The organism is Rhizobium acaciae (genome assembly GCF_025941625.1).
GTDB classification, from domain to species: domain Bacteria; phylum Pseudomonadota; class Alphaproteobacteria; order Rhizobiales; family Rhizobiaceae; genus Rhizobium; species Rhizobium acaciae.
Genome location: NZ_JAPCZO010000027.1, coordinates 42,808 through 62,150 on the forward strand (window position 1 = coordinate 42,808; position 19,343 = coordinate 62,150).

Annotated in this window: 20 protein-coding genes; 11 read left to right on the plus strand and 9 right to left on the minus strand. The window is 62.0% G+C overall.

From position 1 onward, the window contains the following. Nucleotides 1-4: 4 nt before the first annotated feature. Nucleotides 5-934, plus strand: coding sequence for an electron transfer flavoprotein subunit alpha/FixB family protein (locus tag OLZ32_RS32170; protein WP_264424369.1), 930 nt, complete (start codon nt 5-7; stop codon nt 932-934). A 148-nt stretch (nt 935-1,082) separates the two neighbouring features. Further along, nucleotides 1,083-1,964 carry a 3-hydroxybutyryl-CoA dehydrogenase gene (locus OLZ32_RS32175; RefSeq protein WP_003543296.1) on the plus strand — a complete coding sequence of 294 codons (882 nt, stop codon included), beginning with the start codon at nt 1,083-1,085 and terminating at the stop codon, nt 1,962-1,964. A gap of 39 nt (nt 1,965-2,003) precedes the next feature. Here OLZ32_RS32175 and tlpA read toward each other — a convergent pair whose 3' ends face one another. Next, nucleotides 2,004-2,666: a thiol:disulfide interchange protein TlpA gene (gene tlpA, locus OLZ32_RS32180; RefSeq protein ID WP_264399797.1), complete on the minus strand. Its 663-nt coding sequence runs from the start codon at nt 2,664-2,666 to the stop codon at nt 2,004-2,006. Nucleotides 2,667-2,706: 40 nt separating this feature from the next. Here tlpA and argH point away from each other — a divergent pair, with 40 nt between their 5' ends. The 4 genes from argH (at nt 2,707) to OLZ32_RS32200 (ending at nt 8,659) form a co-directional block, all read left to right on the plus strand. Further along, on the plus strand, nt 2,707-4,110 hold the full coding sequence (gene argH / locus OLZ32_RS32185; protein WP_017989551.1) for an argininosuccinate lyase: 1,404 nt from the start codon (nt 2,707-2,709) through the stop codon (nt 4,108-4,110). A 156-nt stretch (nt 4,111-4,266) separates the two neighbouring features. Next, complete coding sequence (gene lptM / locus OLZ32_RS32190; RefSeq protein ID WP_003543301.1) at nt 4,267-4,461, plus strand: LPS translocon maturation chaperone LptM; 195 nt, start codon at nt 4,267-4,269, stop codon at nt 4,459-4,461. A gap of 11 nt (nt 4,462-4,472) precedes the next feature. Beyond that, a complete protein-coding gene (gene lysA / locus OLZ32_RS32195) occupies nt 4,473-5,741 on the plus strand; it encodes a diaminopimelate decarboxylase (protein WP_017989552.1) in 1,269 nt (422 codons plus the stop codon). Nucleotides 5,742-6,007: 266 nt separating this feature from the next. Then, nucleotides 6,008-8,659 carry a TIGR02302 family protein gene (locus OLZ32_RS32200; protein ID WP_264424371.1) on the plus strand — a complete coding sequence of 884 codons (2,652 nt, stop codon included), beginning with the start codon at nt 6,008-6,010 and terminating at the stop codon, nt 8,657-8,659. A gap of 145 nt (nt 8,660-8,804) precedes the next feature. Here the strand turns inward: OLZ32_RS32200 and OLZ32_RS32205 are convergent, their stop codons facing one another. From OLZ32_RS32205 to OLZ32_RS32215, 3 genes are all read right to left on the minus strand, one after another. Continuing rightward, nucleotides 8,805-9,164 carry a response regulator gene (locus OLZ32_RS32205; protein ID WP_003543311.1) on the minus strand — a complete coding sequence of 120 codons (360 nt, stop codon included), beginning with the start codon at nt 9,162-9,164 and terminating at the stop codon, nt 8,805-8,807. A gap of 218 nt (nt 9,165-9,382) precedes the next feature. After that, nucleotides 9,383-9,925, minus strand: coding sequence for a hypoxanthine phosphoribosyltransferase (gene hpt / locus OLZ32_RS32210; protein WP_003543314.1), 543 nt, complete (start codon nt 9,923-9,925; stop codon nt 9,383-9,385). Nucleotides 9,926-10,052: 127 nt separating this feature from the next. After that, a complete protein-coding gene (locus tag OLZ32_RS32215; RefSeq protein WP_003543316.1) occupies nt 10,053-10,709 on the minus strand; it encodes a hypothetical protein in 657 nt (218 codons plus the stop codon). A gap of 206 nt (nt 10,710-10,915) precedes the next feature. On the opposite strand from OLZ32_RS32215, the gene ftsE reads away from it, so the two are divergent. From ftsE to OLZ32_RS32235, 4 genes are all read left to right on the plus strand, one after another. Next, nucleotides 10,916-11,575 carry a cell division ATP-binding protein FtsE gene (ftsE, locus tag OLZ32_RS32220; RefSeq protein ID WP_003543317.1) on the plus strand — a complete coding sequence of 220 codons (660 nt, stop codon included), beginning with the start codon at nt 10,916-10,918 and terminating at the stop codon, nt 11,573-11,575. Then, nucleotides 11,568-12,581 (plus strand): cell division protein FtsX, encoded by a 1,014-nt coding sequence (locus OLZ32_RS32225; RefSeq protein ID WP_003543319.1) that lies wholly within the window; start codon nt 11,568-11,570, stop codon nt 12,579-12,581. The genes ftsE and OLZ32_RS32225 overlap by 8 nt, the downstream gene beginning before the upstream one ends. Nucleotides 12,582-12,654: 73 nt before the next feature. Beyond that, entirely contained in the window at nt 12,655-13,365 is a 711-nt protein-coding gene (locus tag OLZ32_RS32230; RefSeq protein WP_032987328.1) for a YdcF family protein, read from the plus strand. 136 nt (nt 13,366-13,501) lie between these two features. Then, on the plus strand, nt 13,502-14,299 hold the full coding sequence (locus OLZ32_RS32235; protein ID WP_264399792.1) for a lysophospholipid acyltransferase family protein: 798 nt from the start codon (nt 13,502-13,504) through the stop codon (nt 14,297-14,299). Nucleotides 14,300-14,301: 2 nt separating this feature from the next. Here the strand turns inward: OLZ32_RS32235 and OLZ32_RS32240 are convergent, their stop codons facing one another. Further along, the gene (locus OLZ32_RS32240) at nt 14,302-14,832 is read right to left on the minus strand and encodes a gamma-glutamylcyclotransferase (protein ID WP_003543325.1); all 531 of its coding nucleotides are present in this window, start codon (nt 14,830-14,832) and stop codon (nt 14,302-14,304) included. Between the two features lie 51 nt (nt 14,833-14,883). Here OLZ32_RS32240 and OLZ32_RS32245 point away from each other — a divergent pair, with 51 nt between their 5' ends. Continuing rightward, a complete protein-coding gene (locus tag OLZ32_RS32245) occupies nt 14,884-15,885 on the plus strand; it encodes a DUF2125 domain-containing protein (RefSeq protein WP_264399791.1) in 1,002 nt (333 codons plus the stop codon). Here OLZ32_RS32245 and OLZ32_RS32250 read toward each other — a convergent pair. The 4 genes from OLZ32_RS32250 to OLZ32_RS32265 all read right to left on the minus strand — a co-directional run bounded on the left by OLZ32_RS32250 (nt 15,882) and on the right by OLZ32_RS32265 (nt 19,343). Next, nucleotides 15,882-16,301 carry a GNAT family N-acetyltransferase gene (locus OLZ32_RS32250; protein ID WP_003543328.1) on the minus strand — a complete coding sequence of 140 codons (420 nt, stop codon included), beginning with the start codon at nt 16,299-16,301 and terminating at the stop codon, nt 15,882-15,884. The genes OLZ32_RS32245 and OLZ32_RS32250 overlap by 4 nt on opposite strands. Before the next feature lie 8 nt (nt 16,302-16,309). Beyond that, nucleotides 16,310-17,233, minus strand: a complete 924-nt coding sequence (locus OLZ32_RS32255; protein ID WP_264424375.1) for a prephenate/arogenate dehydrogenase family protein — start codon at nt 17,231-17,233, stop codon at nt 16,310-16,312. Continuing rightward, nucleotides 17,230-18,327, minus strand: a complete 1,098-nt coding sequence (hisC, locus tag OLZ32_RS32260; RefSeq protein WP_017989561.1) for a histidinol-phosphate transaminase — start codon at nt 18,325-18,327, stop codon at nt 17,230-17,232. The genes OLZ32_RS32255 and hisC overlap by 4 nt, the downstream gene beginning before the upstream one ends. A 224-nt stretch (nt 18,328-18,551) precedes the next feature. After that, complete coding sequence (locus OLZ32_RS32265; RefSeq protein WP_003543334.1) at nt 18,552-19,343, minus strand: class I SAM-dependent methyltransferase; 792 nt, start codon at nt 19,341-19,343, stop codon at nt 18,552-18,554.

Below are 19,343 nucleotides of genomic sequence, written 5' to 3' on the forward strand. Positions count from 1 at the left end.
CATCATGACCATTCTTCTTCTGGCTGACCACGACAATGCCAGCCTGTCCGACCAGACCGCCAAGGCGCTGACGGCAGCCGCAAAGATCGGCGGCGACGTGCATGTGCTCGTTGCCGGCAAGGCTGCCAAGCCTGCTGCCGATGCCGCCGCCAAGCTTGCCGGCGTCTCCAAGGTGCTGCTGGCCGAAAGCGATGAACTCGCCAACAATCTGGCCGAACCGCTGGCCGACCTGATCGTCTCGCTGGCTGGCAGCTACGACACGATCCTGTCTGCCGCCACCTCGGTCGGCAAGAACGTGCTGCCGCGCGTCGCCGCCCTTCTCGATGTCGCCCAGGTCTCCGAGATCGTCGAGGTGATCTCGTCCGATACCTTCAAGCGACCGATCTATGCCGGCAATGCCATTCAGACGGTACAGGCGAGCGATGCGAAGAAGGTGATCACCGTGCGCACCGCTTCCTTCGCCTCCGCACCGGAAGGTGGTTCGGCCACCGTCGAGGCAATTCCGGCGGTTTCCGATCCGGGGCTTTCGACCTTCGTCGGCGATGCGCTGTCGGCCTCCGACCGTCCGGAGCTGACCTCTGCGAAGATCATCATCTCCGGCGGCCGGGCACTCGGCTCTGCCGAGAAGTTCAAGGAGGTCATCCTGCCGCTTGCCGACAAGCTCGGAGCCGCCGTCGGTGCATCCAGAGCCGCCGTCGATGCCGGTTATGCGCCGAACGACTGGCAGGTCGGCCAGACCGGCAAGGTGGTGGCGCCGCAGCTCTACATTGCCTGCGGCATTTCAGGCGCCATCCAGCATCTGGCCGGCATGAAAGATTCGAAGGTCATCGTCGCCATCAACAAGGACGAAGAGGCGCCAATCTTCCAGGTCGCCGACTACGGACTGGTCGCCGATCTCTTCGATGTCTTGCCGGAATTGCAAAAGGCGCTCTGACCGCGCCAAATGCTTTTCTTTCGCACTTGCGAATGACTGGAAAATTATCTTTTATCGGGCTACTACTGCTGCCGGGCGATCCTTCGTCCGGCAGTATTGCTAGAAAAATGCGGCGGCGCGGGGGCGAATGCCGTGCGGGGGTTTGGAGATGAATGCGGTGTTGAAGAATATTGGTATTATCGGTGCCGGTCAGATGGGCTGCGGCATCGCGCATGTTTCGGCCGCCGCAGGTTATAGGGTTCACATTTACGATCTCTCGCAGGACCGCATCGAATCTGGCCTTGCCACCATCAACGGCAACCTGGCCCGGCTGGTGACGAACGGCAAGATGACCGAAGAGGAGCGCAAGTCGACCTTGTCGCTCATCACAGGCTCGTCCGATGTCAATGATCTCGCCCCCTCCGATCTCGTCATCGAGGCCGCCACCGAGGATGAAACGGTCAAGCGCAAGATCTATACCCAGGTCTGTCCGGTCCTGAAGCCGGAAGCGCTGCTTGCCACCAACACCTCTTCCCTGTCCATCACCCGGCTTGCTGCCGCCACCGACCGCCCCGAGCGCTTCATGGGCATACACTTCATGAACCCGGTGCCTGTCATGAAGCTGGTCGAACTGGTGCGCGGCATCGCCACCGACGAGAAGACCTTTTCCGCCGCCAAGGAATTCGTCGGCACGCTGGAAAAGACCATCACCGTCGCCGAGGATTTCCCGGCCTTCATCGTCAACCGCATCCTGCTGCCTATGATCAACGAAGCGATCTACACGCTCTATGAAGGCGTCGGCACGGTCGACGCCATCGATACGGCAATGAAGCTCGGCGCCAACCATCCGATGGGACCGCTGCAGCTTGCCGATTTCATCGGCCTCGACACCTGCCTCTCGATCATGCAGGTGCTGCATGACGGCCTGGCGGACTCGAAATATCGTCCCTGCCCGCTGCTGGTGAAATATGTCGAAGCCGGCTGGCTCGGACGCAAGTCCGGCCGCGGCTTCTATGACTATCGCGGTGAAGTGCCGGTCCCGACGCGGTAACGCCCCTTCTTCAGCGAAGGAGGGTGACCAATCGCGGCTTTACGACCCGATCGCGCCCTTGATCAGCGCCTTGGCGTCCTCGCTGTCCCAGGCAGCCGGACCGTTCATCGCTGAAATCAGGCATCCCTTGTCATCGATCAACAGCGTCACCGGCAGCCCCATGGCGAGGCCCTCTTTCTTCAGGCTGTTGAACACCGAAATCGTATTGTCGCGATAAAGCTGCAGCGCATCGACGCCGATCTCCGCAAGGAAGGTCTTCGGCTTCTCGTCGTCGCCGCTATCGATATTGACCGGCACGACCTGGAACCTGTCGCTGCCCATCTCCTTCTCGAGCGCGTTCAGCGCCGGCATCTCCTCGCGGCAGGGAACGCACCATGTCGCCCAGAGATTGAGAAGCACGGTCTTGCCGGCGAAATGATCGAGCGTCAGCGGCTTGCCATCCGGCCCGTTGAAGGAGACCGCGGTCAGTTTGCGCGGCTCGTAGGCGGCGACCATCGCGGCCACCTGTCCCTTCATCAGCGGCGTGAGGCTGGCGACGCGATCCCTCGCAAGCTTGCATTCGACTGATGCCGTTTCGCCGCCGCCATTGCCAATCCCCGTCTCCTTCACGTATACCGCTGCCGCACCGGCAACGACACCCGCAACGGCGGCCATCGCGATCCATTTCAGGGATGGCAGCCCGAGGGGTTTTCTTGTCGTCATTTCATTCTCCTGGACATGCATCCTCAAGGCGGACACCTTCATGGCCGATGACACCACGGACACCAAATCCTCCAACCAGATGTGGGGCGGTCGCTTCGCCTCCGGCCCGGACGCGATCATGGAGGAGATAAATGCCTCGATCGGTTTCGACAAGAAGCTATTCGCGCAGGATATTCGCGGTTCGATTGCCCATGCGACGATGCTCGCCCATCAGGGGATCATTTCCACTGACGATAAGGACAAGATCGTTCACGGGCTAAACACGATCCTGTCAGAAATCGAAAGCGGCAATTTCGAATTCTCGCGTCAGCTCGAAGACATCCATATGAATGTCGAGGCACGTCTGGCAACGCTGATCGGACCGGCGGCCGGCCGCCTGCACACCGCCCGCTCGCGCAATGATCAGGTGGCGCTCGACTTCCGTCTCTGGGTGAAGGAAGAGCTGCAGAAGACCGAGCAGATGCTGACCGGCCTGATCGCGGCTTTCCTCGACCGCGCCGAAGAACATGCCGAAAGCGTCATGCCGGGCTTCACCCATCTGCAGACCGCCCAGCCCGTTACCTTCGGCCATCACTGCATGGCCTATGTCGAAATGTTCGGCCGCGATCGCTCGCGCGTGCGCCACGCCATCGAGCATCTGGATGAAAGCCCGATCGGTGCCGCCGCACTTGCCGGCACCGGCTATCCGATCGACCGCCACATGACGGCCAAGGCGCTCGGTTTCCGCGAGCCGACCCGCAACTCCATCGATACGGTCTCCGACCGCGATTTCGCCATCGAATTCCTGTCGATCGCAGCGATTACGGGCATGCACCTGTCGCGTCTGGCAGAAGAGATCGTCATCTGGTCTACCCCGCAATTCGGTTTCGTACGTCTCTCCGACGCCTTCTCAACCGGCTCGTCGATCATGCCGCAGAAGAAGAATCCGGATGCCGCCGAACTGGTGCGCGCCAAGACCGGCCGCATCAACGGCTCGCTGGTGGCGCTGCTGACGATCATGAAGGGTCTGCCGCTCGCCTATTCCAAGGACATGCAGGAAGACAAGGAACAGGTCTTCGACGCTGCCGAGAGCCTGGAACTGGCAATCGCCGCCATGACCGGCATGGTGCACGACATGACCGTCAACACCGCGCGCATGAAGGCGGCGGCCGGCTCCGGCTATTCGACGGCGACCGATCTTGCCGACTGGCTGGTGCGCGAAGCGGGCCTCCCCTTCCGCGACGCCCATCACGTCACCGGCCGCGCCGTAGCGCTCGCCGAAAGCAAGGGCTGCGACCTTGCCGAACTGCCGCTCTCCGATCTGCAGGCGATCCATGCCGACATCACCGACAAGGTCTACGACGTGCTGACCGTCGAAGCCTCCGTCGCCAGCCGCAAGAGCTTCGGCGGCACCGCGCCGTCCGAAGTGCGCAGACAGATCGCCTTCTGGCGCGCCCGCAACTAGGAGATACCAGGCGTGGCGAAAAGCCGCCGCGCCGTTCCTGCGGGCCCGAAAAGACCGCCCAACAATCAGGGTGCACAAGGCGAATAAACTTCGCTATGAAGATAGCAATCATTCGACATGAATGATGCCACTACATGCCCGCAGAAGAGGATTTCCATGCAGAAGAGCTTGCCGCACCTCGTCCGCCTGACGGCGGTTCTCGCCGTCATCGGCCTTGCCGTTGCCGGATGCGGGCGCAAGGGCGACCTCGATCCGCCGAGCGCTGCGGCAACCAAGGAAGGCGACGTGTCCAAGCCGACGAAACAACCGGGAACCGTCGACAAGCCCTTCCTTCTCGATCCCCTTCTTTAAGGCATAAACCCGTGAACCATTTCGAGTACCGCGACGGCGTCCTTCATGCGGAGAACGTCCCCGTTCCCGAGATCGCCAAGGCTGTCGGCACCCCTTTCTATGTCTACTCCACCGCGACGCTGGAGCGCCATTACCGCGTCTTTTCGGAAGCCTTCGCCGACATGGACTCCATGGTCTGCTATGCGATGAAGGCGAATTCGAACCAGGCGGTGCTGAAGACGCTGGGCCGCCTCGGCGCCGGTATCGACGTCGTTTCGGAAGGCGAGCTGCGCCGCGCGCTTGCCGCCGATATTCCGGCGAGCCGCATCATGTTCTCAGGTGTCGGCAAGACGCCGTCCGAGATGGATTTCGCGCTTGAGGCCGGCATCTACTGCTTCAACGTCGAATCCGAGCCCGAACTCGAGATCCTCAACCAGCGCTCTGTCAGCGCGGGCAAGAAAGCGCCGGTCTCCTTCCGCATCAACCCTGATGTCGATGCAAAGACGCATTCCAAGATCTCGACCGGCAAGAAGGAAAACAAGTTCGGCATCTCCTGGGAGCGCGCCCGCGCCATCTATGCCCATGCCGCCAGGCTGCCGGGCATCGAGGTCACCGGCATCGACATGCACATCGGCAGCCAGATCACCGAATTGCAACCCTTCGACGATGCCTTCAAGCTGCTGCACGATCTTGTCGCGACGCTGCGCGCCGACGGCCACACCATCCACCACGTCGATATCGGCGGCGGTCTCGGCATCCCCTACAAGGACGACAACAATCCGCCGCCGCTGCCGGATGCCTATGCGGCAATCGTCAAGAACCAGCTGCGCGGCCTGGACTGCAAGATCATCACCGAACCCGGCCGCCTGATCGTCGGCAATGCCGGCATCCTGGTGACCGAAGTCCTCTATGTGAAGGATGGCGGCGAAAAGACCTTCGTCATCGTCGACGGCGCGATGAACGATCTCATCCGCCCGACGCTCTACGAGGCCTATCACGAGATTCGTCCGGTAACGATTTCTGCGGCCAACGCGCCCCGCATCCGCGCCGATGTCGTCGGTCCCGTCTGCGAGACCGGCGATTATCTGGCGCTCGACCGCGAGATGGCGATGCCGAAGCCCGGCGACCTGATGGCCGTCAGCACTGCCGGCGCCTACGGGGCGGTCCAGGCCGGCACTTATAACAGCCGCCTGCTGGTGCCCGAAGTTCTGGTCAGGGGCAGCGATTTCCATACGATTCGGCCGCGCAGAACCTATGCCGAACTGATCAGCCTCGACTCCGTTCCGGCCTGGCTCGACTGAAGCATGTCGCGCAAATGTGCGCAGCGGTTTTGCGATCACGACATGCGTAAAACAAAGACTTAAAGCGCGCGAAGCGATCTGAAAGATCACGACGCGCTTTAAGTAGCCATCACTTTTTGGCGAACAAACGTGAAAAGCCGGTATTATCGGCCGCTCGCCCTCGCCTTCGCCACAAAGAGTGTTATCCTTTCGTTCATGAGCGTATTGCCCTGCAATCGCCGGAAGCGCCCTCTGTTCCAGAACACCAGATCGCGGAGACCGGACCGATGACAAGCCCCTCTCGGCAGAAGAAAGGTGCATTTGCGTTCCGTCCCTCGCTTGCCCGGCTGGTGACGACGAAACGCCTGCTGGCGCGCATCGTGCTCTTTTTCGAGCAGTTGCTGCCGTCTTTGATGCCGGTACTGTCCGTCATCGCCTTTTATCTCTCTGCCTCCTGGTTCGGCCTCTTCCGCAGCGTGCCGGACTGGCTGCGCATCCTGCTGCTGATTGCCTTTGCCGCCGCTTTTCTGGTTTCACTCCTCCCCTTCCGCACCCTGCGCTGGCCGAAAGTCGCGGAAGCCGACCGCATGCTGGAAGAGCGCAACGGCCTGCCGCACCAGCCGGTCACCGTCCAGGAAGACGAGCCGGCCTTCGATACGCCCTTCGGCCGGGCGCTCTGGCGCGAGCACCAGACGCGCATGGCCGAAAAGATCGCGGCACTCGATGCCGGACTGCCGCGGCCTGATATTGCCACGCATGACCGTTTCGCGTTGCGCGCCGTCCCGGCGCTGCTGCTCGTCACGGCCTTCGGTTATTCGCTGTCGATCAACGGCGGCTCGATCCGCGACGCGTTGCAGGCAGCACCCGAGCAGGTGGTCAGCGATCCGGCGGTGCGCATCGACGCTTGGGTGACGCCGCCTTCCTATACCAGCCGCGCGCCGATTTACCTGACGGCTGACGGCAGCGAGCAGGCGCCGATCGGCATTCCGCAGTTTTCAGGCCTCACTGTGCGCGTCAGCGGCGGAAAGACGGCGGAAAAAGTCGTGTTCCGCAAGGCGAACGGCGAGGCGCAGGATATCGCCGTGCAGGCCGATACCAAGCCGCAGCAGACGGCAGCATCAGGCAGCGGGCAGCCGACGGCGGCACCCGCCAGCCAGGCTCTCGTCGCGCAGACGCATATGATGAAGCTTCAGGAGAACGGAGCACTCGAAGTCAATGGCCGCCGCTGGAGCTTCGACGTTCTCCCCGACAAGGCACCGGAGATTGCCTTCGACGGCCTGCCGAAGCCCAGCATCAACGGCGCGCTCGAAATCGGTTTCACCGTCAAGGACGATTACGGCGTCCAGGAGGCGCATGCGGAGATCGTTCCCGTCGAAACAGATCCCACCGCAACGCCGCTCTATCCGCTGCCGGAGTACCGGCTGGATGTCCCCCGCCGCAACGCCCGCGACGCCAAGGGCGTGACCAGCCGGAACCTGACCGAACATCCGCTCGCCGGCAAGCGCGTGCGCATCACCCTCGTCGCCAAGGATGCCGCCGGCCAGACCGGCCGCAGCCCGCCGCATGAGATGGTGCTGCCGTCGCGGCCCTTCAACGAGCCGCTTGCCGCGGCCGTCGCCGAGGAGCGGCAGGTTTTCGCGCTCGATACGCGCAAGATGCCGCAGGCGATCGCCCTGAACGAGGCGCTGACCATCCGCCCCGAGGAGACCATCCCCAAGCTCACCAACTATCTGCTGCTCGAATCCGCCTTGACGCGCATGAAGCTCGCAAAGGGCGAGGATGCGCTGAAGGATACGGCCCAATATCTCTGGGAGATCGCCCTCGGTATGGAGGACGGCGATCTCTCGCTTGCCGAGCGCAAGCTGCGCGAAGCCCAACAGAAGCTTGCCGACGCGCTGGACCGCAACGCTCCCGACGCGGAGATCAAGAAGCTGATGGACGAGCTGCGCAAGGCGATGCAGGACTATATGACCGAGCTTGCAGAGCGCATGCAGAACGCGCCGATGCAGCCGAACCAGAATGCGCAGAATATCCTGCGCCAGCAGGATCTGGAACGGATGATGGACCAGATCGAGAATCTCGCTCGCTCCGGCAATCGTGACGCGGCCCAGCAGATGCTGTCGGAATTGCAGCGGATGATGAACAACCTGCAGGCGGGCCGCCCGCAGCGCGGTCAGCAGGGCCAGGAAAACAGTGAAGCCCGCAAACAGATCGACAAGCTCGGCGAGATCCTGCGCGACCAGCAAAAGCTGATGGAACAGACCTTCCGGCTCGATCAGCAGCTCAGGGACCGCATGCAGCGCGGCGAGACTGAGATGGGCGAAAACGATCCGCTGCTCGACGAGATGAATCCCGGAGAGAACGGCGAGCCACAGGACCAGCAGCAGAGCCAGCAAGGTAAGGAAGGCCAGCAGCCCTCCGACCAGATGACGGCCGAGCAGCTGCGCGAGGCGCTGAAACAGCTGCGCGCCCAGCAGGATGCGCTCGGCAAGCAGCTCGGCGAATTGCAGAAGAGCCTCGGCGAGATGGGCATGAAGCCTGGCCCGGGCTTTGGCCAGGCGCAGCGCGAAATGGAAGGCGCCGGCCGGGAACTCGGCCAGGGTCGCGGCCAACCGGCCGTCGAGGGCCAGGGCCGCGCGCTTGAAGCGCTTCGCCAGGGCGCCCGCGACATGATGAACCAGATGATGCAGGCGCAGCAGGGCCAGCAGGGTCAAGGTCCGAACGGCCAGGTTGGCCAGGGCGACCAGAACGGCCGCGACCCGCTCGGTCGGCCACGTCGGACCCAGGGACCTGATTTCGGCGACAACGTGAAGGTCCCTGATGAAATCGACGTTCAACGGGCGCGAGAAATCCTTGACGCGATCCGTGAAAAACTCGGCAACAATCCACCGCAGGAAATGGAACGGCGCTATCTCGAGCGGCTGTTGGACATCCAGTAGGTCCTGCGCCACCGCACAATGGATCGCAGTCGTTCTAACAGAATGACTTTAGGCCAGAGCGGCCTAAAATCTAAATCCGGATCTCAATCGAGGAAGGTGAGCACCATCTCGTCCGACGATCGCTCACACCTTTCGGCATTACGCGCTACGCGACGAGCGCCCGGGCAACAGCCTTGCGGATATCGGGAAGCGCGAATGGTTTGGCGACGACATCGATGATCTTTTCGGCAAGATCGTCGGCCCGTTCGCGCTGTTCGGCATAGCCGGTCATCAGCAGGATTTTCAAACCCGGAAAAGCGTCTTTTGCCTGATGGGCGAGTTCAATGCCGTCCATCACGGGCATGCGGATATCTGAAAGCAGCAGATCGTAGACCCCGTCCTTGAGCTTCTCCAGGCCCTCGGCCCCATCGGCCGCCTCATCGGTCTCGTGGCCATCAAGCCGCAGGGCCCGGGCCACGAAGGACCGCAGGGAGTCCTCGTCTTCCGTAATCAGAATTCTTGCCATATGTGCATCGCTCCGTATCAGCCCCGCGACGGAAATCACCAGACTTTCCTTTTCGATCGGTAAAGATGGTGAAGCGATGGACGAGATGGTTAACAACCCGTCTTGAAGGCATTACAGCGCCGCGCGTCTTTAAGACGCGCAACGGACGCTGTAACACTTTTAATTGCTGCATAATTTTATCCTTAAATCGATTCCGATTTAAGGAATTATGCAGTAGCTCAGGCGTCCCCGGTAACCACGCCGACGAAGGGCAGTTCGCGAAAGGCATAGGCGACATCCATGCCGTAGCCGACGACAAAATAGTCGGGGCATTCGAAGCCGACATAGTCAGCCTCCAGCTTTTCCTTGCGCTTGACGCGCTTGTCGAGCAGCACGGCGATCGTGACGTTGCGCGCGCCACGTTCGAAGAGCAGCTCCTTGGCAAAGAGCAGCGTCCGGCCGGATTCGAGGATATCGTCGATCAGCAGGACGTCGCGGCCATGCACGTCGCTGTCGATATCCTTGACGATGCGGACGCCCTGAGAAACCGTGCCGATGCCGTAGCTCGACAGCGTGATGAATTCGACCTCCGGGGCAAGCCCGCTATCATGCAGGGCGCGGATCAGGTCGGCGGCGAAGATGAAGGACCCCTTGAGCACGGCGATAACCAGCAGGTCCTTGGTCGGGCCACTGGCGATCTCCCGCGCCATCGAATGATTGCGCTCGGCGATCTGCTCGGCGGTGAAGAGCGGCTCGATGTTTTTTCCGCGCACGACAGGCATAAGGGCTTGCTCCATGAAAAGAAGGGTAAGCCGTTAGCACATATGCGAGCCTGAAACAGCCTCGCCGGCTATGAAATTAACGCGATTGGCGCGACCTGCGACGCGAAAATCGGCAATCCATGTCCTGTTACGTCTGTGGCAGGAAGGAAAGCCGGACCTCCGGCATTTTTCCGCCGGCATGCTGGACGCGAGCCGAGAAGCCACGGCTCTGGCCGCCATAGATCACGTCGGCCGGCGGGTTGATGACGATGCTTGCGGTCAGCCGTTCGTCGGTCACGAGATCGGCACGGATCGGATGCACCGTCTGCGTCGTGCCGCTCTCGTTTTCGATGATGCCGTTGATGAGGAGCACGCGCATGCCGTTCGCATCACGCGGCGTCACCGTGACATGGGTGAAATGCAGTGACGCTCCGGAAGTGGCTCGCTCGCCGGAGAGGCCGGAAAAACCACCCGCAAGCCCGAAGACGAGCACGACGAGCGCCAGCACCAGCGCTGCGAAGCTCCGCATCGACGCGCGCTGCAGCCAGGATTCCACGGTCTGCAGAATGGAAGCAGCCATTGCCGGCATGAACGGCGGCGGTGCGGCGTTTGCGCCAGCCATACGCTTGCGGTTGTCGTTATAGGTCCTTGCATTGAATTCCCTGGGCCGAACTTTGCCGAGGGTGACGAATTCGGCGTCGGAGATATCGGCAGGACGCGCCGAGCGGTACTGACGGTTGGCGGGTTCCGGCGGCAGGAAATCATAGGCCTGGCCCGGCGTCCGGCGACTGAAGGATGCTTCCATGGTGGCTGCCTCGCAGATGTCCACATGGTTTCGCTGCCAGGGGAAATCTTGGCATTGAAACGAATCCTGCTCAGTCGTAAATTTTAATGGTTAATGCTTCGCAAAGATCGCCATCAAACGGGCGTCTTTCCAGCAAAATTTACCGGCTGTTAACGGTGTTGGTTAACAAGTCGTGCGGTGAAACCCACAACAGACTGAGCTGCCCGTTGATCCACTTCGAGAATGTCGGTTTGCGCTATGGCATGGGCCCGGAAATCCTCCGGGACCTGACCTTCGACATTCCGAAGAAATCCTTTCAGTTCCTGACGGGTCCATCGGGCGCCGGCAAGACGTCGCTGCTGCGGATGCTTTTCATGTCGCTGCAGCCGACGCGCGGGTTGATCCGCATGTTCGGGCGCGACATTTCCGAAATCCCCCGCCCCGAACTGCCGCTTCTGCGCCGCCGCGTCGGCATCGTCTTCCAGGATTTCCGCCTCCTCGACCATCTTACCACCTATGAGAATGTCGCTTTGCCCTTACGGGTGCGTGGCAAGGATGAAAGCTCCTACAAGACCGACGTCCTGGAACTTTTGAAATGGGTCGGCCTCGGCGAACGCATCAACGTGCTGCCGCCCGTACTCTCCGGCGGCGAGAAGCAGCGCGCCGCAATCGCCCGGGCGCTGATGGACCGGCCGGAAGTGCTGCTGGCCGACGAGCCGACCGGCAATGTCGACCCGCCGATGGCCAAGCGCCTGCTCAACCTTTTCCTCGAGCTGAACCGCCTCGGCACGGCAGTCGTGATCGCCACGCATGACCTGGCGCTGATGGAGCAGGTGGAAGCCCGCCGCATGATCCTCTCAGAGGGGCATCTCGATATTTATGACTGAGCCCCCGTCCAGAAACCCCGAGAAGGCGTCTGCCAAGACCCAGCAGAAGCGGCCGGAATTGCGCGTGCGTCCGACCGCGCCGATCCTGCCGCCTTCCAACATCCAGGGCAGCGCCTTGATGGTGGTGATATCGATCATGGCCTTTCTCGCCTGCCTGACGCTCGGCGGCGTCAGCATGGTGCGCTCGACGGCGGCCAGCTGGGAGAGCCAGATCTCCCGCGAGATCACCATCCAGATCAAGCCGGACGACAATCTCGACATGGAAAAGGCGCTGACCCAGGCGCGCGATCTCGCGCTGACCTTCGTCGGCACCAAGAGCGGCCAGATCGTCGACGAGGCGGCGACCGCTCGCCTGCTCGAACCGTGGCTCGGCCCTGGTCTCGATCTCAAGGATCTGCCGGTTCCCCGCCTCGTCATCATCACCATCGACGAGAGCAATCCGCCGGATTTCGATTCGATGCGGGCGCTGCTGAAGGACAGTATCCCGCAGGCCACCCTTGACGATCACCGCACCTGGGTCGACCGGTTGGTGTCCATGGCGCACACGACTGTCATGATCGGCACCGGCATCCTGCTCCTGGTTTTCACGGCGATGGTGCTCACTGTCGTCTTCGCCACGCGCGGCGCGTTGTCGGGCAATCGTCACGTCGTCGAGGTGCTGCATTTCGTCGGTGCCGAAAGCTCCTTCGTCGCCACCGAATTCCAGAAGCATTTCCTGAAGATCAGCCTCAAGGGCTCGGCGATCGGCAGCGCGCTTGCCGCCCTCTTCTTCGCCACCGCCGGTTTCTGGCAAAGCCGCACCCTCGCCACCCCCGAAACGGACCAGGCGACCGCACTCTTTGGCACCTTCTCCGTCGGCGTGCTCGGTTATGCCGGCATCTTCGCAACGATGATCGTCATCGCGCTGCTCACCACCTTCACCGCCCGGCTCACCGTCATGCGGACGATCTACGAAATCGATACTCTACGCTCGGACCCGACACGCACGGACGGCATCGGAAGTTGATCGTGACCGTGCCGTTTTGCCATGAAAGCGTCTGTTCCGCGCCGCAATCAGCGTATAATCACGATTCATGACGATGGGACACACGACACCCAACCCGATTCATCAGGACCCGGAGCTTGATCGCCCGGCAGGTTTGCCGCCGCGGCGCGGGCCGATCCGCCGCCTACTGCGCTGGGGCGGCTTTGCCTGCTTGCTGGCAATCGCCCTGGTGTTCGGCGGGTTTCTGCGTTTTGCCGATTCCGTGACGACGCTGAAGCCCCCGACCGAGCCGAAGGCGGATGCCATCGTGGTGCTGACGGGTGGTTACCAGCGCATCGACCAGGCCGTGGAGCTGCTGCAGAAGGGTGCCGGCAAGCGCTTGCTCATTTCCGGCGCCCACCCGACGACGACGCCGGCGCAGATCCGCAAGATGACGCAGGGCTCGGCCGATCTCTTCTCCTGCTGTGTCGATATCGGCTATGATGCGATCGACACCATCGGCAATGCCGAGGAAGCTTCGAACTGGATCCACGCCAAGGGATACCGCAGCGTTCTGATCGTCACCAACAATTATCACATGCCGCGAAGCCTCGCCGAGCTCTCCTATGTCGATCCCGACATCGAGTTCATCGCTTATCCCGTGGTCAACTCGGATTTGAAAAGCCGCAACTGGTTCACCGACCCGAATGCGATGCGCGTCATGCTGGCCGAATATGTGAAAGTGCTGCTGACCGGCGCCCGCAACATCACCGGCTTCGGCCGCCACACCGGGCTGCGTTCGGCAAACGCGTCTGGCCAGGAATAAAGCGCCGCGGACGCAATACCACTGTGCACTTTTGCTGGAATTGCTCTGGGCTTTTACATCAGGGCGTCATCAAACGCTTTTTATGGCGGGCAATATCGTGTAGGCCGGTCGCGTGAGCATGCCTCGGGAAAGTTTCATGATCGCCCTGCGTTCCGTTCTCTTCAACACGATCTTCTACGCCAACCTCATCATCCGGATGATCGTGCTCTCGCCCTACTATTTCGTCGTGCCGCGCAAGATCGCCTATGCGATCCCGAAGAACTGGGCGCGCTCCAACCACTGGCTGATGCGGGTGATCGTCGGCACCACCTTCGAGATCGAGGGCCTGGAGAACCTGCCTGATGGAAGTTACATCCTGGCGCCGAAGCATCAGTCCTTCTGGGATACCTACGCACTGCTGCCCTGGCTGAAGGATCCGGTTTACATCCTGAAGCGCGAACTGATGTGGATTCCGCTCTTCGGCTGGTATGCGAAGAAACAGCGCATGATCCCGGTCGATCGCGGCGCCCGCGGCAAGGTGATGGTGGAAGTGCTGAAACGCACGAAGGAAGAGCTTTCGACTGGCCGCCAGCTCATCATCTATCCCGAGGGCACCCGCCGCCCGCCGGGAGCAGAGCCGCTCTATAAATACGGCATCGCCCGCATGTACCGCGATCTTAACCTCCCCGTCGTGCCGGTCGCCATGCATCCTGGCCTCTTCTGGCCGCGGCGGAGCATTCGTCGTTATCCCGGCCATTTCAAGGTAAGGATCCTGCCGCCAATCATGCCGGGAATGGATCCGGACGCCTTTTTCGCCCATCTGATCGAGGTATCGGAGCGGGCAAGCGACGAGCTTCTGCTCGAAACCGTCGCGCAAAATCCGCATCTGCCGCTCCCGCCGACGGCGGTCAAAAGGCTGGTCGAGCTGCGCAAGCTGAACGCGGCAACTGGCTGAGATCAGGCGGCGCGTAGCCGCTCCACTTCGTTGACGACCTGCTCCAGCCAATGGTCGCGAATGCCCATCTGCTTCAGATGCATCAGCGTGTTGAACACATAGGCATCATTCGGACCAGACTGGCCTTTTGCTTCGTTCACCACTCGTGCCGCCGCAAGCGCATCGAGCGCGCCGGCATATTGCTCATGCTCGCGATCGATGATGTAGGCGACCGCGTCGACCCGGCGCCGGCCGGCAAGCTGCAGCCGCACCCGGCGCTCCAGGTAGACATTGGTGACCAGCTCGCGGGCGCGGAGATAATCGATCACTTCATCCCATTTTTCCGCAGAAATGCGGAAAGCCATGCCGCGGCAGGCGCCACCCCTGTCGAGGCCGAGAACCAGGCCCGGGTTGTCGCGGGAGCCACGATGGACAAAGGAGCGGACGCAGAGCGAACGCCTGTAGCCGTAGACCAGGGCCTCTGCCCGCTCCATGAACTCGAAGCCCGGATTCCACATCAGCGAACCGTAGCCAAATACCCAAAATTCGTCCATATCGCACGCCAGACCGGGAATCACATTTGCGATTCACCATTGGAGAACATCATGGCAGCGTCAAGCCAATCCGGCAGCGGCAAGCAATTCTGGTTGCTGGGTGGAGGCGTCCTCCTGGCGATCGCGCTTTATACCGGCGGCTGGTTCTATGCGGCCTCGTCGCTGAAGAACACAGTGCTGAAAGCAATCGCGCCGCGCGATCAGGCAGGCGTCAGCGGCGAATGCTCCGATATCGAATTCCGCGGCTATCCCTTCCGTATCGGTCTGTTCTGCTCGAAGATCGACGTCGACGACAATGGCAACGGCGTCTCCGCCACCTTCGGCGCACTGCGTTCGGCAGCCCAGGTCTATGCGCCCGGCAATATTGTCTGGGAACTCGATTCGCCGGCCGAAATCCGCACCAGCAACGGCCTTTCGATCTCGGCCCAATGGACGAACCTGCAGGCAAGTCTTGCAACCAGGCTGCAGGGCGTCGACCGCAGCTCGACCGTCATCGAGGGCCTGAAGGCGATGGCCGTCTCCTCCTACACCGGCCAGACCGTGAGCTTCGATGCCGCTCGCACCGAAATCCATCTGCGCCAGAACGGCGCTGATCTCGACGGTGCGATTTCCGTGCAGGACGCCAACGCGGCGATCAAGGACTGGCCGCAGATCTTCCCGAGATTGTCTGCCAGCATCGATCTGACCGTCGCCGGCAAGGCCGGCCTGATCGACGGCAGTGACCGGAACGGCCTCAATGGTGCCACCGGCGACCTGCGCCGCATCGTCGCCGACATCGGCGACGGCAAGGTGATGACACTTACCGGCCCCTTCTCCTTCGATGAGCAGGGCTTCCTTTCGGGAAAATTCAAGCTGGAGATCGAACAACTCGGCCCTTGGGGCGACAGCCTGAAACAGGCCTTTCCGGATATCGCCTCGACCGTCAACACGGCGACGAAGCTCTTGAAGGCACTTGCCGGCGGCGGCGACAAGGTCTCCGTCGATCTCGTCGTCGATCGCGGCAATGCCACCGTCAGCGGTTTCATCCCACTCGGCCGGATTCCGCCGATCTAACCGATTCGCTTGATGAAGAAGACTTCCGGCACCGATTGCAGGCCGGGCAATTCGATCGCGCCGGTTTCGGAAAATCCGTTGCGGCGATGCCAGTCCTGGGGCCGGCTTTCGTCGCATTCGCTCGACGTCATCAGCAGGCGGGCGCCGTCGTCGCGCATGGCGTCTTCCCAGGCGAGAAACAGCGCCGTGCCGAAGCCCGACCGGCGGTGGCCGGGCAGGACGCGGATCATTTCCATATAGGGGACCCTGCCCCAGAAGCGGGAGAAACGCAGGAAGCCGAGGATCTCATCGGCCTCCCTGGCAACCAGATATTCTCCAAGCGCGACGCAGCGCGATACCCATGCCTCACCGGCGCTGGCATCCTCGCGAACCAACCAGTCGATATCCGCCCGGCCGGCACGTGCCACCTCCACCATCGCGGCGGCTACTTCTTGTCCAGCGCGTGGCGGCCGAAATCCGGCGCGTCGACATCCTGGCCGGCCTGGACGATCGAACGGCGGATGGCGCGCGTGCGGGTAAAGAGTTCGAAAATCTTGTCGCCCTCGCCCCAGCGGATCGCGCGCTGCAGATAGGCGAGATCCTCCGAGAACCGCGCCAGCATTTCGAGGATCGCATCGCGATTGTGCAGGCAGACGTCGCGCCACATCGTTGGGTCGGACGCAGCAAGACGGGTGAAATCGCGAAAGCCGGAGGCCGAATATTTGATGACTTCCGATTCCGTCACCGTCTCCAGATCGTCGGCGGTACCGACGATATTGTAGGCGATGATATGCGGCAGGTGCGAGACGATGGCGAGCACCTTGTCGTGATGCTCGGCATCCATCTCATCGACCTTGGAGCCCAGCGCTTCCCAGAAGCCGCGCAGCCGCTTCAGTGCCACCTCATCGGTGCCGGCGACCGGCGTGAAGATGCACCAGCGGCCTTCGAAGAGGCCGGGGAAGCCGGCATCCGGGCCGGATTTTTCGGTGCCGGCCAGCGGATGGCCGGGGATGAAGTGCACATTATCAGGCATATGCGGCAGCATCTGCGCAATGACCGAGGCCTTGGTGGAGCCGACATCGGTGACGATGGCCCCGGGCTTCAGGCTTGCCGAAATCTCCTTCGCCACACTTTCCGAAGCGCCGACCGGCACCGAGACGATCACCAGATCGGCATCCTTGACGGCATCCTGCGACGACGTCGTGTAGCGGTCGCCGAGGCCGAGCTCTTCCGCGCGCTTCAGCGTATCGGGGCTGCGTGTGGCGACGACGATCTCCCTCGCAAGCCCAAGCCGCCTGATGTCATAGGCGAGCGACGAGCCGATCAGGCCGATGCCGATCAGCGCGATCCGATCGAATTGCGCGCTCATGGCTGATGACCCATGAATTCGGTGAGCGCGGCAATCACGCCGCGGTTGGCCTCCTCGGGGCCGATGCTCATGCGCAGCGCATTGGCGAAGCCATAACCGCGCACGGCGCGCAGGATGTAACCGCGGCTCGTCAGCAAATCGTCGGCATCCGCGGCGCGCTTGCCGTCGATCTCGGGGAAATGGATGAGGACGAAATTGGCGACGGACGGCGTCACCTTCAGGCCGATCGCTTCGAGCGTCTGGGTAAGCGTCTCCACCCACATCTGGTTGAAAGAGACGGCCTGCTGGATGAAGGCCTGGTCGCGGATGGCGGCGGCGGCGGCGGCGATTGCCGGTGCGTTCAAGTTGAACGGCGCACGCACGCGGTTCAGCGCGTCGACGATCTCGGCGGGCGCATACATCCAGCCGACGCGCAGCGCCGCAAGACCATAGGCCTTCGAGAAGGTGCGGGTCATCACCACATTGGCATTGGAGGATACGACCTCGATGCCGGCTTCATAATCGTTGCGGCGCACATATTCGGCATAAGCGGCATCGAGCACGAGGACGACATGTTTCGGCAGCCCGGCCTGCAGGCGGCGGATTTCGCTGACGGAAACATAGGTACCTGTGGGATTGCCGGGATTGGCGATGAAGACGATCTTCGTCTTCTCCGTCACCGCGGCAAGGATCGCGTCGACATCGACGGTATAGTCTCTCTCCTTGACGACGACGGGCGTGGCGCCCGCGCCCAGGATCTGGATCTTGTAGACGAGGAAGCCGTGTTCGGTGATGATGCCCTCGTCGCCGGCACCGAGATAGACATGGCAGAGCAGGCCGAGCAGCTCGTCGGAGCCGTTGCCGCAGAGGATGTTTGCCGGATTGAGACCGTGCACGGCGGCGATTGCCTCGCGCAGTTCGATCGCCTGCCCGTCAGGATAACGCCCCAGATTGTCGGCAACCGTCTTGAAGGCCTCGATCGCCTTCGGGCTGGCGCCGAGCGGCGTTTCGTTGGACGAAAGCTTGTAGACGCGGGCGACACCCGGCGCATGTTCCTTGCCCGGTACATAGGCTGCGATATCGAGAATACCGGGACGCGGAACGGGCTTGCTCATCTCAACGCTCATGGGTTCGACCTTGGAATTGCCGGTAAATCCGGGCTGAAAAACACCAAGTGGCATTAAAGCGGAATGCGATTGTTGTCGAGAGCCATGGGCGTGACACAAGCAGTTGGAGATCGTCGGGAGCGACGTTACCTCCTGCATAATTCCTTAAATCGGAATCGATTTAAGGATAAAATTATGCAGCATTCAAAGTGCTACAGCGTCCTTTGCGCGTCTTAAAAGACGCGCGGCGCTGTCGTGCGTGTGGTCGGTACGCCATGGGGTGCGAGAACCGGCACGAAGACGCGGCGGGAGGCCCGCGCCGCAACCGGCAACCCCTGATAGAGTCGCTTTTGCGCTTCGACGATGATGACGCCCGAGAAGGCCGGCCAAAGCGTTCGGCCGATCCGTTCGAAGGCGCGCCGCAGGCGCAGGATGGTTCTGAGCTTCGAGGGCGGGAAGAACAGCGCTTCAGCCGTCGCGCCCGGCGTGAAATTCGTCTCGCGCAGCAGATTTGTCAGCTGACCGCGGGAATAGGGCCGGCCCGAACCGAAGGGCGTATGCTCCATGCGTGCCCAGACGCCGCGCCGGTTCGGCACGACGATGACCAGCCGTCCGCCCGGCGCCAGCACCCGCCAGAGCTCCTTCAGCGTCTCACGCGGGCTTTCGGCGAATTCCAGCGAATGCACCATCAGCACCCGGTCGATCGAGGAATCCGGCAGCGGCAGTTCCTCGTCGAAGACAAGCGCCGTCGTCGAGAGCGAGCCCATAGGCCAGTTCACCGCGCCCTGCCCGGCCGGCATGAAAGCGAAGGTGCGTTCGGTATCGGCCTGGAAGCGGTCGAGGAAGGGCACGGCATAACCGAGGCCGACCAGACGCTCTTGCGGCAGCCGCACCCAGAGCGATGACAGCGCCATGCCGATCGACTGCTCGGCAAGACGTCCAAGCTCGGAGTGATAGAACTGGCGTAGGTCGACGATATCGGCGTGCATTGCGACAAATGTTATCAGCGGGCGGTTGGACTTCAA

Coding starts and splice junctions, on each gene's coding strand:
- OLZ32_RS32250 (WP_003543328.1), bottom strand. CDS start 16,301: ATGGTGGAGGTGGCACGTGCCGGCCGGGCGGATATCGACTGGTTGGTT.
- OLZ32_RS32240 (WP_003543325.1), bottom strand. CDS start 14,832: ATGGACGAATTTTGGGTATTTGGCTACGGTTCGCTGATGTGGAATCCG.
- OLZ32_RS32170 (WP_264424369.1), top strand. CDS start 5: ATGACCATTCTTCTTCTGGCTGACCACGACAATGCCAGCCTGTCCGAC.
- OLZ32_RS32200 (WP_264424371.1), top strand. CDS start 6,008: ATGACAAGCCCCTCTCGGCAGAAGAAAGGTGCATTTGCGTTCCGTCCC.
- OLZ32_RS32230 (WP_032987328.1), top strand. CDS start 12,655: ATGGGACACACGACACCCAACCCGATTCATCAGGACCCGGAGCTTGAT.
- OLZ32_RS32225 (WP_003543319.1), top strand. CDS start 11,568: ATGACTGAGCCCCCGTCCAGAAACCCCGAGAAGGCGTCTGCCAAGACC.
- OLZ32_RS32235 (WP_264399792.1), top strand. CDS start 13,502: ATGATCGCCCTGCGTTCCGTTCTCTTCAACACGATCTTCTACGCCAAC.
- hisC (WP_017989561.1), bottom strand. CDS start 18,327: ATGAGCAAGCCCGTTCCGCGTCCCGGTATTCTCGATATCGCAGCCTAT.
- argH (WP_017989551.1), top strand. CDS start 2,707: ATGGCCGATGACACCACGGACACCAAATCCTCCAACCAGATGTGGGGC.
- tlpA (WP_264399797.1), bottom strand. CDS start 2,666: ATGACGACAAGAAAACCCCTCGGGCTGCCATCCCTGAAATGGATCGCG.
- lptM (WP_003543301.1), top strand. CDS start 4,267: ATGCAGAAGAGCTTGCCGCACCTCGTCCGCCTGACGGCGGTTCTCGCC.
- OLZ32_RS32255 (WP_264424375.1), bottom strand. CDS start 17,233: ATGAGCGCGCAATTCGATCGGATCGCGCTGATCGGCATCGGCCTGATC.
- OLZ32_RS32205 (WP_003543311.1), bottom strand. CDS start 9,164: ATGGCAAGAATTCTGATTACGGAAGACGAGGACTCCCTGCGGTCCTTC.
- OLZ32_RS32215 (WP_003543316.1), bottom strand. CDS start 10,709: ATGGAAGCATCCTTCAGTCGCCGGACGCCGGGCCAGGCCTATGATTTC.
- hpt (WP_003543314.1), bottom strand. CDS start 9,925: ATGCCTGTCGTGCGCGGAAAAAACATCGAGCCGCTCTTCACCGCCGAG.
- OLZ32_RS32245 (WP_264399791.1), top strand. CDS start 14,884: ATGGCAGCGTCAAGCCAATCCGGCAGCGGCAAGCAATTCTGGTTGCTG.
- OLZ32_RS32175 (WP_003543296.1), top strand. CDS start 1,083: ATGAATGCGGTGTTGAAGAATATTGGTATTATCGGTGCCGGTCAGATG.